This window comes from Streptomyces sp. NPDC056231 (assembly GCF_048270745.1).
Taxonomy (GTDB): Bacteria; Actinomycetota; Actinomycetes; order Streptomycetales; family Streptomycetaceae; genus Streptomyces.
The window spans coordinates 1-12851 of record NZ_JBLVKW010000132.1; the positions used below are offsets into that span (position 1 = coordinate 1).

The window sequence follows — 12851 nt, forward strand, 5'->3', positions numbered from 1 at the left end:
TCTACAACCCGCGCCGCCGCCACAGCGGGGCCGCCGGCCTACCGCCAATCGAGTTCGAACGCACCATCAGCGAAGCACGCGCCGAGCACCATCAGCAGGACCAAGCCGCGTAAGGAAGGCCTCTACGTTTCCAGGGGATTGACAATTCAGACGTTCTTGTCGGCTGTGACCAGCACTTTCCCAACTGGCCCTAGGCCGTTTCCTTCGGATCATCTGATCATTGGTTAATGTATGTCGTTGACTGACGCTCAGTGGGCGAGGATCGCGCCGTTGCTGCCGGACCGGACTCCGAAGCGGGGCGGGCGGTGGCGGGATCACCGGCAGGTGATCGACGCGATCGCGTTCAAGTACCGCACCGGAACACCCTGGATGGACCTGCCCGAGCACTTCGGCTCGTGGAAGGGCGCCCACAACCGGCTGCGGAAATGGGCCGCTGACGGAACCTGAGAGAAGGTCTTCACCGCGCTGCTCGCCCAGGCCGACGCCGAAGGCGACCTCGACTGGGCCGTCGCGGTCGACTCCACTGTCGTCCGTGCCCACCAGCACGCCGCCGGGGCCCGTCAAAAAGGGGCCCGGACGGCGAGCAGGATGACCATGCCCTCGGACGGTCCCGCGGCGGCTTGACCACCAAGATTCACCTTGTCGCCGACAGTCGTTGCCGCCCACTCACGTTCGTCGTCACGCCTGGCCAGACAGGTGACGCACCCCGTATTCCCCGAGGTCATGCCCGGTTACGAGTGCCCCGGCTGACCAGCCGGCCAGGACCACACCGGATGTGGTCCTGGCCGACATGGCGTATTCGTCCCGGGCGATCCGCAGTCACCTGCGACAGCGCGGAATCCGGGCAGTGATCCCACAGCCCGCCGACCAGGCCGCGAACCGCAAGCGGCTCGGGCGGCTCGGCGGACGTCCGCCAGCCTTCGACCGCGAGACCTACAAGCAGCGGAACACGGTCGAACGGTGCATCAACAAGATCAAGCAGTGGCGCGGTCTGGCCACCCGATAAGACAAGACCGCCACCATCTACCTCGCCGGACTCCACATCGCCGCCATCTTCATCTGGTCGGGGAGGTGATCTGAAAGAGGCGGCCTAGTCCTGCGGTGCCAGGGTGCGCAGGACGTCGAACTCATTGCCCTCTGGGTCGGCCATGACCACCCAGTTCCGGTCTGGACCCTGGCCCACGTCCGTCCTGGTGGCGCCGAGGCCGAGCAGTCTGGTCACCTCGTCCTCGGTGCTGCCGTCGATCGGGCTGACATCGAGATGAAGCCGGTTCTTGACGGCCTTGCCCTCGGGTACACGGATGAACACCAGGGTGGGCGGCATCTGGCGGGCCCGGACATCCTCGACGGTCGGGACCCAGGAGCCTATCTCGACCTTGCCCTCGCTCCGGTCGATCACCTTGAAGTCCAGCACCTCACACCAAAAGGCCGCTAGCCTCTCCGGATCGTGGCAGTCAACGGTCAACTCGGTGAACCTGCTTGTCATGCTTCTCCCAGGTAGTACGGACGGGGCTCAGCGTAGGTCGCCCGCTCGACAGATCCGAGATCTTTTTGACCAGGGACTCAGCCGGACTTGATCCGGAGGAAACCGCCTAGTAGGGCTTTGTCACGTTGGTGGGGGGTGTGACCGGCTGATGGCATGTCAGGGTGTGGTGGGGCGGGGTGGCAGTTTCGATTCAGGCCGCGGTGGACATGGCGGCGGCACCGGTGATCTGGTCCCAGATCACGAAGCGGATGGTCATCTCGGCGCGGTGGCCGGCGGCAGTCATCAGGTAGCGGCTGGGATGCCGCTGAAGGCGGACAGCAATCTTTGTGCGACGCCGACCTCCCCGACCTCAACATTCGGCACTCAACCCCCTGTCACCAACCTCCATGGACAGTGACAGACACACACCGTGCTGTATCGGCCGGCAACCAATTGACCAGCATCATCGCTAAAAACGTCAGCGCCAGATCAGCATCTACGTCATCGCTCGAACCACTCACCTCGACCAGCTGAACAACAACAGACAGCGCACCACCGAACTGACATCACGATGCCGAACCACCACCGACAAAAACCGCACATCATCACGCAGGACAACGCAGTGTCCGCCGGGGCGGATCTCGGGCCAGGCAACAACAGCCGCCTTGGCATTCCGTCCCCTGAGGATGTCCTCGGATCAAGTCAGGAGGTTGCGATCGTCGCCCCTGACAGCCTGACAGTCAGAGGACCGCGCCGTGGCGTTTCACGCGGCCTTGGTCAGGGTGGTCCGGTCCTTGCTGGACATGTGCCAGGCGGTTGTGGCGAACTCACCTGTGGCTCCTCCCCCGTCGTGGCGCGGCCACAGGAGGAGGGCGGCGATCGCTCCCGCCGCGGCGAGGATCGCGAGGGCGGACCAGGTGAGGGTGAGGCCGGCGTTCGTGCCGAGCACGCCCGCGACGGGGTAGGTGATCAGCCAGGCCAGGTGCGACAGGGAGAACTGGGCCGCGAATGCCTCGGGGATCGCGTTTCGTGCGACGGAGGCACGCAGGACCTTGCCGGTCGGCGTGATGATCAGTGCCATGCCGATGCCGATCACGGCCCAGATGATCGCCGTACCGGTCCATGTGGTGAAGCCGACCGCGATGAGCGTCACCACGGCAATCGTGCCGCCGACCAGGACGCCGGCACCGGTCATCATGATGGTGCGGGCGGTGATCCGATCGAGTACGCGGGGCAGGGCGAGCGCGGCCAGGAGGGTTCCGGTGCCGGAGGCGGCGAGCATCCAGGCGACGTCCTGTTGTGTGCCGCCGAGCTTGTCACGGACGTAGTTGACGGTGTTGACGACGACGATTGAACCGGCCGACGCGACCACGAGGTTGAGCGCCATGATGCCGCGCAGTCGCGGCGTGGTGAGGAAGGTTCTGATTCCGCCTGCGGCCTTGTCCCATGCCTTGGTGTGGGTGCTGGGGCGAGCGTCGGGAATGCGTGTCGACAGGACGAGCAGGGCGGAGATGATGAATCCGGCGGAGGTGGCGAGGAACAGTCGGTCGAAGGTCATGAAGGTCAGGGCGACGGCTGCCAGCACGGGGCTGAGCAGGCTCTCCATGGTGGAGGCGACCTGGGAGGCGGACAGGGCTCGCGTGTAAGCGGACTCGTCGGTGACGATGTCTGGGATGACGGCCTGAAACGTAGGGGTGAATGCCGCGGAGGCGGCCTGGAGCAGGCCGATCAGGATGTAGATGTGCCAGACCTCGGTGACCAGCGGCAGTGCCAGGACTACCGCACCGCGGATCACGTCGAGGAGGACCAGGAGGGTCCTTCTGGGGAACCGGTCGATGTACGCGGCGGCCAGCGGGGCTATGACCACGTACATGACCATCTTGATGGTCAGGGCGGTGCCGAGGACCATTCCGGCGCGTGGGCCGGCGAGGTCGTAGGCGAGCAGTCCGAGGGCCACGGTGGTCAGCCCGGTGCCGAACAGGGCGATGACCTGGGCGCCGAACAGGTGGCGGTAGTCGCGGACGGCGAACAGACGCATGGCGGGGTTCCTTCCGTGTCCATGCGGCGGGGCGCGGCCCCGGGGTGGGGGCCGCGCCCCGCGGGTACAGGCGGGGGTGTCGCTAGGCACCGGTGTCGCTCCCCGGTGTGAGGCCGGCGAGGAGGTTGAAGGCGCCGGTGAGGATGTTGAGTGCGACCACGCCGACGACGTCGGCTATCGCGCGGTCGCTGTAGCCGTGAGCGCGGAGCGCGGTGATCTGTTCGTCGGTGATCGACATCGGCTCGCGGTAGATCTGGAGGGCGAGGGCGATGATCGCCGCGATTGCGGGATCGGCCGAGGTACCGGCGTGGGCTCGCTCGATCTCTTCCTCGTCCACTCCCATGGCGCGGGCTGCACTGACATGCGCGTCGAGGCACAGTCGGCATCCCTGCACGGTCTGGACGGCGATCGAGATCCGTTCGCTGGTCCTGCGGTCGAGTTTGGCTCGTCCCATGGCCCGGCTGAGTTGAAGGTAGCCGCCGAGTACGGCCGGCGAGTGCGCCATCGTGGAGACCATGTCCCCGATTCGGCCGTGGCGGGAGACGAGGTCGGCCAGCAGATCGCGCGATGAGCCGATGGCGGTGTCGGGCGTGAGTCGGGTCAGGCGGGGCATGTCGCTCCTTCCACTGTGGGATGTGCGTTCACGCGGTCAGTGGTGTGTGTGGCCGCTGTGTTCGGAAGGGCCCTGGGACGCCGCGTCCAGGCGGGGCGTTGTCTCGGTCGTGTGTACCGTGAATTCGGCCGTCCGGACGACTTCGTCGTGCTGGAAGTCCAGGTACAGGCGGTAGGTCCCGGCCGAGGGTGCGACTGCCATGAAGGTGATTTCGGGTCCCGGTGCGGTGGTGCCGTCACCGGGTTCGCCATCCGGGTGCACGTGGAGGTAACCCAGGTCGCCGACGCGCAGTGCCACCAGGTGCCCGTACGCGGCCAGGTAGGGCTGCAGGTCGGTGACGGGATGACCGTTCCGGCTGACGGTGAGGGTCAGTTCGCTCGCCTCACCGGGCAGGAGTCTTCCGTCGAGCGTGACGGTGTACTCGTCGATCTGCGTGATCTTGGCGGCGTCGGGCAGCGGCCGGGGGGCGTACGGTCCGGCGACCGCGGCGTCTATGCCCAGCGTCATGGCACCGTCGTGGCCTGCCGGGTGAATGTCGGCGAAGAACCTCCAGTCCCCCGCGTCGAGGGCCAGTTCAGTGCTCCAGGTGCCCTTCTCGTCCCTCACCGGGTGCACGTGCTGGAACCCGGACGTGTCGCGCCGGACGGCGATGAAGTGCAGTTCCTTCTCGTGCTCGGGGACGAACTCGGTCACTGCGTGCCCGTCGGGGCCGATCACCCTGAAGCTGACCGGCTGCACGCCGGCGGTGAAGAGAGTCGAGTCGAGCTCGAGGGTGTACCCGTTCTCGGAGACCGACAGTCCACCGGGTCGGGCTGCACCGTGGCCGACGTGGCTGTGACCGGTGTGGCTGTTCATTGCATCTCCATGGGTGTGTTGGGTCTTCGGGTGCTTCCCGCTCTCGCGCTAACCATATACCCCTGGGGGGTATTCCAGAAGTGGGTGCGTCGATGGAGCAGTTCCTCGTCGACCTGGTCCACGGTGACGCCGGCGCGGACACGGCGACGGCTTCCCCCAACCGGACCTGTTCCGCCAGAAGGGCGCCGCACGCGTGACGCACGGGCTGGAGTCAGGCCGGCGGGTCACCGTACGGGAGGACGTCCTCCAGCTCGATGGCGCGGCGCAGCGCGGCGAACGACTCGTCGAAGTTGCCCTTGCGGCATTCCAATTCACCTTCGAGCATTGCGGCTGCGACCTTGAGCGCGTCGACTCCTCGGCCGGCACGGAGTTGAGCCGGCTGTCGGGCACCCGGGCAAGGGCCGCAGTGAACTCGGTGTGGGCTGGCTCGGCTTCGGAGATGCGCCCGAGCACGGAGAAGGCTACGCCGCGTGCGTAGTGGATCCCCGCCGCGGTCGAGCAGAACAGCTCCTGGTCCTCGGGGAGTTCGAGGTCGAGGATGTCCTGCCACCGGCCGAAGCGGATCAGCACGTGCGGCAGTGTGGTGCAGTGACTCTCGACCAGGTCGGCCAGTGGAGGACGGGACACCTGGAGCAGCTCGGGCGTGATGACCTCATCCAGGCGGTGCGCTGCGCGCAGGGCTTCGCGGGATTTTCCGGCCATCATGGCGCGCTTGGCGCCACACGCCCCATATCGCCTCATACCGCCTAGGGGTATGTAGACTGCAGCGCGTACATCGTGTGAGTCTGGAGAGTGTGATGACACAGGTTCGCGAGGACCGTGCCGCTCTGTTCAGCAATCTGCAGAGCAGACAGATACAAGCAGCTTTCTTCGCCCGGGTCGCAGACGATGTGGACTGGGCGGTTCAGGGCACGCATCCGCTGGCGGGGCGTTACCGCGGCAAGAAGGCGTTCATGGGGCCCACCTTTGATCGGTCGGCCGGTGTCCTGCCGGAGAGCGCAGGGCTAAGAGTTGATCATTTGTTCGTCGACGGGAACACCACGATCGCCGAGCTGGTCGCTGACTCGCGCACCAATGAGGGGGCCGGTTCGATAACCGCTACTGCTGGGTGTGCCGGTTCGACGGTGACCTGATCGTGGAGGTGCGGGCATGTCTGGACTCGATGATGGTGCACACGATTCTGCATAACGAACAGCGGCCTGCTTGACCAGTGCATGAAAGCACAGCCGCCTCCAGCGGGAGGATGCGGCGCAGGCCTGTCATGCCGAGGCCGGGACGGGGCAGTCATCCCCTGTTCGAGATCTGCGCACGGTTGACGACCAAGCACGGTCTGGGTCTGTCCCGCCAGGGGCCAGCACCTCGCTGTACTGGAAGCCGCTGGCCTGATCCGGACACATCGCCAGGGCCGCTAAAAATTCTACGACCTGAACACCGAACCGCTTGAGCGCATCGTGCCCGATGGCTCAGGCCTGATGTGCAGGAGAACACCCAATGAAGATCAATCTCGCCAACGTCTTCGTCAACGACCAGGGCAAGGCCCTGCGCTTCTACACCGAGGTGCTGGGATTCGTGAAGAAAACCGAGGTCCCGCTCGGAAAGCACCGATGGCTGACCGTGGTCTCGCCCGAGGAGCCCAACGGCACCGAACTGGTTCTCGAGCCCAACGACCACCCCGCTGTCAGGCCGTACACGGAGGCACTGGTCAACGACGGAATCCCGGCCGCATCCTTCGCCGTGGACGACGTGCATGCCGAGTTCGACCGGCTGCGCGGCCTCGGGGTGCGCTTCACCCAGGAACCGCTGGAGATGGGCCCGGTCATCACCGCGATCCTTGACGACACCTGCGGCAACCTCATCCAGATCGCCGAGTACAAGTAAGCCGGCACGGCGAACGGCCGTGAGCTGCCGTCCACGGTCAGGTTCCCGGAAAAACGTATCCGCGCTTGTCATAGCGGGTGGCGACAATCCTGAACTGTTTCCGTTTGTTGATCGCCCGCTCAACGCTGTTCCGGGCTTTGTATCAGGTCCTCGAACCCGGAAGGCCGACAGCCGCGAGCCCCCTGCGCAGGCGGGCCGGCTTGGTGTAGCTCTTTCTGGAATCACATGCCGGATCCCGCGTCGCTGCAGGAAGGAGCGGATCAGGCCGTTGCTGTACGCCTTGTCGGCGCCGACGCTGTCCGGCAGGCATCGTGGCCTGCCCGAGCCGAGCCGGGGGACGCGGATTGTGTCTGCCTTCGGTCCAGGGACCGAGTCTCACGCTTCCTCAGGCAGGTAGGTGGCCAGCGCCCGCAGACCCGCCAGCACCTCGTCAGCGGTGGGCGCGGACTCGGGGTCGGTGAGATGCTGCATCATCAGGCCGCTGACGAGGGCGAGCTGCACCGAGCCGACGGTGCGGATCGTCGCTTCGGGGAGCTCGGTCTCGGCGGTTCCGGTGACCTCTCGCGCCATGCCGCTGCGTCCCTGCCTCAGCCCGGCGGCCACCTGCTCACGCAGCTCCGGATCGCGCTGCGCGCGCAGGACTGTCTCCAGATTGGCGATCCAGAAGGTCTTATTGACCGAGAACGCCTCAATCAGGCGACGCCATAGCGCGCTGAGGTCGGTAGCACCCTCCGACGGCCCGAAGGCCTGGTCTCCCGAGTCGAGCGCCTCGAAGAGCGCCTGGTTCAGCAGCGCCTCCTTCGAGCCGAAGTGATAGCCGATCGCCGCCATGCTCACGCCCGCCGCGGAGGCGAGGTCGCGGACCGTCGTGCGCTCGTAACCCTTTGCGAAAAGGCACTGCCTGGCGGCCTCCAGCAGCTTCTCCCGGTTTCCCATGACGTGGACCCTAGCAACATTCTGCACGTTTGCGCCAGACGAACGCCTTAGGCAATCGACTCAGGCAAACGTCTTGCGCATTTGCCCAAATCCTGGCTACCGTTCCGAGCGTCGAAGATCACGCCGATCCCGGGAGCCCAGATGAGCACCACGAAGTCCCGCGTCGCCGTCCTTGCCGCGGCCACCGTCTCCGCAACGCTGGCCGCCACGGTGATCACGGCCGGCCTCGCCTCCGCGCGCCCCAGCTCCCAAGCCCTCCCCGCCCGCGTGGTGACCGCCGACGGCCAGGTCCAGGGCACGGTCGCTGGTGCAGTGCGCACGTTCCAGGGCATCCCTTACGCGGCCCCGCCGACCGGAGAACGCAGGTGGAAGGAGCCGCGGCCGGTGCGCCATTGGTCGTCGCCGCTGGACGCCCGCGCCCCGAAGAGCGCCTGCGCGCAGCCGACCGACCAGCCCATCTCGATCGAGGACGGAGGCAGTGAGGACTGCCTCTACCTGAACGTCACGACTCCGGCTGGGCGGACGACGGGACGGCTGCCGGTCATCGTCTGGATTCACGGCGGCAGCTTCACCTACGGTGACGGCGCCACCTATCGCGCGGCCAAGCTGGCCGCCGCGCGGCAGGGTGCGATGGTCGTGACGATCAATTACCGGCTCGGGGCGTTCGGCTTCCTCTCCGCGGCCGGCCTGCGCGCACCGGCCAACCTCGGTCTTCTTGACCAGCAGGCCGCGCTGAAATGGGTCAACCGCAATGCCGGTGCCTTCGGCGGCGATCCCCGCAATGTCACGATCATGGGGCAGTCGGGCGGCGGCTACAGCGTCTGCGCCCAGTTGGTCTCGCCCGGAGCCCGCGGGCTCTTCAGCAAGGCGATCGTGCAGAGTGCGGGCTGCGTCGGACCGGACGGCTCATTCACCCGCACACAGACAGAGACCAACGGCCTCACCCTCGCCAAAGCCGCGGGCTGCGACGATCCGCGCACCGTCGACTCCTGCCTGCGGAGCAGGTCCACCGCCGAACTCATCAAGGCGTCCGTCTCCGGACACGACGGCTACCGGCCCGTGGTGGACGGCAAGGTGCTGCCCGAGGCCCCGTCACGGGCGATTGCCGCCGGGCGGTTCGCCCGGGTACCGGTGCTGCACGGCTCCACTCACGACGAGATGAGCGGGCTGGCCGGGCTCGACGAAGTCATGACAGGGAGGCCGCTGACCGCCGAGGGGTATGTCAAGAAGGTCACCGATCAGTTCGGAAAGGATGCTCCCGCGGTCCTGGCCGAGTACCCGGTCGCGAACTACCCGGCGCCCGGGGCGGCGATGTCGGCCGTGCTGACCGACTCGGAGTGGTCGGCCGCGGCGCTCGACACCCAGCGCGCGCTGGCCCGCTACACCCCCGTCTACGCCTACGACTTCGCCGAGGCCGTGGCCCCGTACTTCAAGGGCGTGCCGCGGCCGGCAAGTTTTTCGCTCGGTACCGGCCACATGATCGACCTGGCCTACCTGTTCGACAACGACCTGTTCGAGCCGCTCGACGCCGCGCAAGCCGGGCTGTCGGACACAGTGACCGACTACTGGAGCCGGTTTGCGAGCACTGGGCAGATGAACGGGTATGGCATGCCCACGTGGAAGCGGTTCACGACCCGCGGCCCGTACGTGCAGCGGCTCGCGTCCGGCCGCATCGGGCATACCGACTTCGCGGCCGACCACCACCACGCCTTCTGGAAGGCACTCGCCCCCTCACGGTGAGGTGAAGGGCTCCGAGGAACACCCGATGGTTGTGTCGGCCTGGTTGCGGGTCACGCCGGTTCCAGCAAAACGGCCGGCAGCGCCCCGCTCACGATCGGATCCCTGGGCAGCGAGAGCCCGAAGAACTCCTCGACAACGCCCAGCGCGGCGCGGTGGACCTCCCTTCGGTTCCGCTCCGGGTCCGGGAGACCGGCGGCCGTGAGGCGCTCGCCGTACGCAACCGCGTATGTCCAGCCCCCCACGGAGCCGAGGCGCAGCCCGACGTCGTAGTGGTCGTCCATGAGCTCCAGGAGTGAGGCCCCCGTGTGGTCCCCGACCGGCACGACGATGTGCTCTGTGTCGTACAGCAGGGTCGCTGCAAGGCGCTTGACGAGTTCCTGCGGGGAGAGCCCGCAGGCGAGTACCACGCGGTAGCCCCCGAACGCGATGGATTGTCGGTCAGCGAGCCACGTCGTTCCGTCTGTCATGACCGTCATCCTGACCGCTGCCTCTGACAACGCACGCGGAAGGCCCATGGTGCTGGCTCAGCACACCATCAGCGCAGTTGCTCGGCCAGTCCGACGATGATGCCCTCCGGGCCGCGGAGGTAGCAGAGCAGATAGCTGTCCTTGAACCGGGCGATTTCGCCGACGAGTTCGGCGCCGTGAGGGCGCAGGCGGGCAACGGTGTCCTCGATGTCGTCGACGGCGAACATGACGCGGTGCGTGCCCAGAATGTTGTGCGGCCGGTTGCGCAGCCCGGCGCTGATCGCCGCGGGGCTGCGGTACTTCGCCAGCTCGAGCCGGCTGTGACCGTCCGGGGTCCGGACCATCGCGATGTCACAGCGGACGCCGTCGAGTCCGGTGCACTGGTCGGCGAAGAGGCCCTCGACCTCCGCCCTGCCCTCCAGCTCCATACCGAGTTCCACGAAGAACGCGATGGCGGCATCCATGTCCTCGACGACGATGCCGACGTTGTCCATCCGCTGAATCGCCATGCTGGTTTCTCCTTCTTCCCCGCGCGGCCGGTGGTGGCCGCTGATGTCCCTGGGACGGAGCCGGTGGCACGTTCTCGACATCCGCAGACCGCCGAACTCCGAGAAATCTGGATCGCGCCTCAGCACCGCTGCAGCAGACCCGCGAGCCAGGCGCCACCACCGAGGGTGAGTGCGGCGCAGGTGACCGCTCCCATGAAGACGATCAGCCGCAGCGTGCCGTCCCCGCTTTTCAATGCTTCCTCGACGATTCGCAGCGTGCGCGCTTGAGCATTCGCCTCCCCAGTTAGTTCACGGTGCCGGGTCACCCTTGGCGGGTGGAGTTCCCCGTGCCGCTCGCCCTCGCCGCACCCGTCCAGGCCCCGCCGCGCGGCGCGAGCTGGGGGCCGCGCTGGCCCCGGCGGGCCCGGGCACCCGTGGACGGGAAAGCAGACCAGCGCTGGATGCGGCTCTGGGAACAAGCCCCGTTACGTCACCGTCCAGCCGAACCTCATCGCCGAGGTACGCCATGCGCCACCGGTACCGGCTGGCCGCTGTCGATGCCGCCGCGGTGGAAGTCGCGCAGTCGGATCTACCGGCCCGCGACCGCGTCTTCAAGGTGATCGAGGGCGGGCGTGCTGTCCCTGGAGGAGACGGTGGCGCATCTGACGTCCCGTCCGGCGGCCCGGCTGCGCCTGCCGGACCGCGGGCTCGTCCGCGAGGACTACCGCGCCGACCTGCTGCTCTTCGACCCGGGCACGGTGGCAGCGGGCTCGGCGTTCGAGGCGCCACGCACCCTGCCGGTGGGCATCCCGCACGCGCTGATCGACGGGCGGTTCGTCATCGAGGACGCCGCCGCACGGACGTGCTCGCGGCCGGTCCGTACGGCGTACGTCCTCTGCGTACTAGGCCTGGGGCTCGGGGAGTTCACATCCCTCGCGGCCCAGGTCGAGCTTGCTGCCGTCGACGACGCACGGCACGATCCCGTAGGTCTCCTGCGCGTAGCGCGCGTTGTAGCGGACGATGATGAGCCCCTTGCGGTCGACCTCGCAGGGGTTGTTGAGCGTGCACTGCTCGCCGTCCTCGTTATGGGTGTTGTTGACGGCGATCACGCGTCCGGTGTGGTCGTCGATCACCGGGGAGCCGGAGGTGCCGCCGATGGTCTCGCACCCGGGCGTGTAGCGCACCGAGTCCTTCCAGGTCCACCAGTACTCCTTGAGCTGGTCCACGAACCCGTCGACGGAGCACTTGTACTGCTTCTTCCAGTACCCCGACGTCACGGTGATCTCGGTGTTCTTGCGCGGGTGGCGCGGGTCGAGCAGCAGCGGCCGTACGTGGTACTTGCTCTCGATCTCGGCGTAGGTGGTGGTCGTCCGGTACAGCGAGATGTCGGTGTCGGTCATCGTCGCGTACGAGATCTGGTCGGCCTGGAGCGTGCCGAGCACCCCGGCGTCCTCGTCGAGGAGCTTGAACGTGCGGATGGACGGCCGGTCCACGATGACCTGGCCGGCCTTCGGGAAGCCGCCCTCGATGCAGTGCCCGTTGGAGAGCACGAGGGCGGGGTCGTCGGGCTGTGACTGCGGGGTGCGCACGACGGAGCCGGAACAGTTGCTGAGCGCGACGGTGCCGGCGAACGTGACGGGCGCGTCGTTCGGTCTCGCGCGGGTGCCGGCGTCCCCGCTCGCGGTCCCGGCGACGGCGGGTGCCGCGCCCGCGCCGACCAGGGCGAGCGCGAACGCCGCGCCGGTGAGCGCCTTGCCGATCCTCGGTGAGCGACGTGTCGTACGTGTCATCGGTGCTGCGGGTGACATTGGGTGGAGCCCCCTTGCCGACGCCGGATGTGACGTCTGTAGCCGATGGTTGCCGTGCGCATTCTTCGGTGCCGACGGGCGGCGGGACAAGGGGTGGGATCAAGTCCATGTCCCCCCACGGTCCGCGGGCGCGGAGGACGCGGGCACGGACCGGGCCCGGTGCACATGCAGATCCGAACTCGCGCTCGGGGTCCGCGACTTAGTGTTCCCCCAGGTCACGTCGGCTCCGGCGGGGTCGCCGGGGCGGCGGGCGGGGGGTCGGGTGCCGGCTCAACGCACCCCGTCCGGCCGGAACTGGAGGCTGATCCTGGGCCCTGACGCCCGCGCCGACTTGGGGATCGCGTGTTCCCAGGTGCGCTGGCAGGAGCCGCCCATCACGATGAGGTCGTCATGCCCGAGGGCGCTGCGCACGGCCGGCCCGCCGCCCCCGACGGGGCGCAGCAGCAGGTCGCGAATCTGCTTGACATCCCGTGACTCCTCCCCCTCGTAAACGAGGGGGCTTCTCGCTATGCCGGTTGGGCTTCGCGACGGACCAGCCCGGCCCGTAGGACGTTCAGGGCGCC

General features: G+C 67.5%; 11 protein-coding genes and 4 pseudogenes. 6 read left to right on the top strand and 9 right to left on the bottom strand.

What is annotated here, in order from left to right:
* Positions 1-231 precede the first annotated feature (231 nt).
* A pseudogene (locus ACNPQM_RS41825) lies at positions 232-1075 on the top strand (IS5 family transposase).
* A gap of 15 nt (positions 1076-1090) precedes the next feature.
* On the opposite strand, the gene ACNPQM_RS41830 reads toward ACNPQM_RS41825, so the two are convergent.
* The 4 genes from ACNPQM_RS41830 to ACNPQM_RS41845 form a co-directional block, all read right to left on the bottom strand.
* Complete coding sequence (locus tag ACNPQM_RS41830; protein WP_418088094.1) at positions 1091-1486, bottom strand: VOC family protein; 396 nt, start codon at positions 1484-1486, stop codon at positions 1091-1093.
* Positions 1487-2228: 742 nt separating this feature from the next.
* Positions 2229-3503: an MFS transporter gene (locus ACNPQM_RS41835; RefSeq protein WP_418088095.1), complete on the bottom strand. Its 1275-nt coding sequence runs from the start codon at positions 3501-3503 to the stop codon at positions 2229-2231.
* A gap of 82 nt (positions 3504-3585) precedes the next feature.
* Positions 3586-4116, bottom strand: a complete 531-nt coding sequence (locus tag ACNPQM_RS41840) for a carboxymuconolactone decarboxylase family protein (RefSeq protein ID WP_418088096.1) — start codon at positions 4114-4116, stop codon at positions 3586-3588.
* A gap of 36 nt (positions 4117-4152) precedes the next feature.
* Positions 4153-4971 carry a hypothetical protein gene (locus ACNPQM_RS41845; protein WP_418088097.1) on the bottom strand — a complete coding sequence of 273 codons (819 nt, stop codon included), beginning with the start codon at positions 4969-4971 and terminating at the stop codon, positions 4153-4155.
* A 797-nt stretch (positions 4972-5768) separates the two neighbouring features.
* On the opposite strand from ACNPQM_RS41845, the gene ACNPQM_RS41850 reads away from it, so the two are divergent.
* From ACNPQM_RS41850 to ACNPQM_RS41860, 3 genes and pseudogenes are all read left to right on the top strand, one after another.
* Positions 5769-6104: a hypothetical protein gene (locus ACNPQM_RS41850; RefSeq protein WP_418088098.1), complete on the top strand. Its 336-nt coding sequence runs from the start codon at positions 5769-5771 to the stop codon at positions 6102-6104.
* Positions 6105-6214: 110 nt separating this feature from the next.
* Positions 6215-6466 (top strand): annotated as a pseudogene (locus ACNPQM_RS41855) (ArsR/SmtB family transcription factor).
* On the top strand, positions 6463-6849 hold the full coding sequence (locus ACNPQM_RS41860; protein ID WP_418088099.1) for a VOC family protein: 387 nt from the start codon (positions 6463-6465) through the stop codon (positions 6847-6849). The pseudogene ACNPQM_RS41855 and the gene ACNPQM_RS41860 overlap by 4 nt, the downstream one beginning before the upstream one ends.
* 375 nt (positions 6850-7224) lie before the next feature.
* On the opposite strand, the gene ACNPQM_RS41865 is transcribed toward ACNPQM_RS41860, so the two are convergent.
* The gene (locus ACNPQM_RS41865) at positions 7225-7785 is read right to left on the bottom strand and encodes a TetR/AcrR family transcriptional regulator (protein WP_358862892.1); all 561 of its coding nucleotides are present in this window, start codon (positions 7783-7785) and stop codon (positions 7225-7227) included.
* A gap of 141 nt (positions 7786-7926) precedes the next feature.
* On the opposite strand from ACNPQM_RS41865, the gene ACNPQM_RS41870 reads away from it, so the two are divergent.
* The gene (locus ACNPQM_RS41870) at positions 7927-9525 is read left to right on the top strand and encodes a carboxylesterase/lipase family protein (RefSeq protein WP_418088100.1); all 1599 of its coding nucleotides are present in this window, start codon (positions 7927-7929) and stop codon (positions 9523-9525) included.
* Between the two features lie 50 nt (positions 9526-9575).
* Here the strand turns inward: ACNPQM_RS41870 and ACNPQM_RS41875 are convergent, their stop codons facing one another.
* Positions 9576-9992 (bottom strand): hypothetical protein, encoded by a 417-nt coding sequence (locus tag ACNPQM_RS41875; RefSeq protein ID WP_418088101.1) that lies wholly within the window; start codon positions 9990-9992, stop codon positions 9576-9578.
* 68 nt (positions 9993-10060) lie between these two features.
* Positions 10061-10501 carry a VOC family protein gene (locus ACNPQM_RS41880; protein WP_418088102.1) on the bottom strand — a complete coding sequence of 147 codons (441 nt, stop codon included), beginning with the start codon at positions 10499-10501 and terminating at the stop codon, positions 10061-10063.
* Positions 10502-11133: 632 nt separating this feature from the next.
* Here ACNPQM_RS41880 and ACNPQM_RS41885 point away from each other — a divergent pair.
* Positions 11134-11259, top strand: a pseudogene (locus ACNPQM_RS41885) (hypothetical protein); the annotation flags it as partial.
* A 123-nt stretch (positions 11260-11382) separates the two neighbouring features.
* Here the strand turns inward: ACNPQM_RS41885 and ACNPQM_RS41890 are convergent.
* Complete coding sequence (locus ACNPQM_RS41890) at positions 11383-12240, bottom strand: S1 family peptidase (protein WP_418088103.1); 858 nt, start codon at positions 12238-12240, stop codon at positions 11383-11385.
* Positions 12241-12558: 318 nt separating this feature from the next.
* A pseudogene (locus tag ACNPQM_RS41895) lies at positions 12559-12851 on the bottom strand (hypothetical protein); the annotation flags it as partial.

Bases quoted from the DNA above. Each gene is read 5' to 3' on its own strand.
- ACNPQM_RS41875 (WP_418088101.1), bottom strand. From the start codon at position 9,992: ATGACAGACGGAACGACGTGGCTCGCTGACCGACAATCCATCGCGTTC.
- ACNPQM_RS41845 (WP_418088097.1), bottom strand. From the start codon at position 4,971: ATGAACAGCCACACCGGTCACAGCCACGTCGGCCACGGTGCAGCCCGA.
- ACNPQM_RS41840 (WP_418088096.1), bottom strand. From the start codon at position 4,116: ATGCCCCGCCTGACCCGACTCACGCCCGACACCGCCATCGGCTCATCG.
- ACNPQM_RS41860 (WP_418088099.1), top strand. From the start codon at position 6,463: ATGAAGATCAATCTCGCCAACGTCTTCGTCAACGACCAGGGCAAGGCC.
- ACNPQM_RS41870 (WP_418088100.1), top strand. From the start codon at position 7,927: ATGAGCACCACGAAGTCCCGCGTCGCCGTCCTTGCCGCGGCCACCGTC.
- ACNPQM_RS41835 (WP_418088095.1), bottom strand. From the start codon at position 3,503: ATGCGTCTGTTCGCCGTCCGCGACTACCGCCACCTGTTCGGCGCCCAG.
- ACNPQM_RS41865 (WP_358862892.1), bottom strand. From the start codon at position 7,785: ATGGGAAACCGGGAGAAGCTGCTGGAGGCCGCCAGGCAGTGCCTTTTC.
- ACNPQM_RS41830 (WP_418088094.1), bottom strand. From the start codon at position 1,486: ATGACAAGCAGGTTCACCGAGTTGACCGTTGACTGCCACGATCCGGAG.
- ACNPQM_RS41880 (WP_418088102.1), bottom strand. From the start codon at position 10,501: ATGGCGATTCAGCGGATGGACAACGTCGGCATCGTCGTCGAGGACATG.
- ACNPQM_RS41850 (WP_418088098.1), top strand. From the start codon at position 5,769: ATGACACAGGTTCGCGAGGACCGTGCCGCTCTGTTCAGCAATCTGCAG.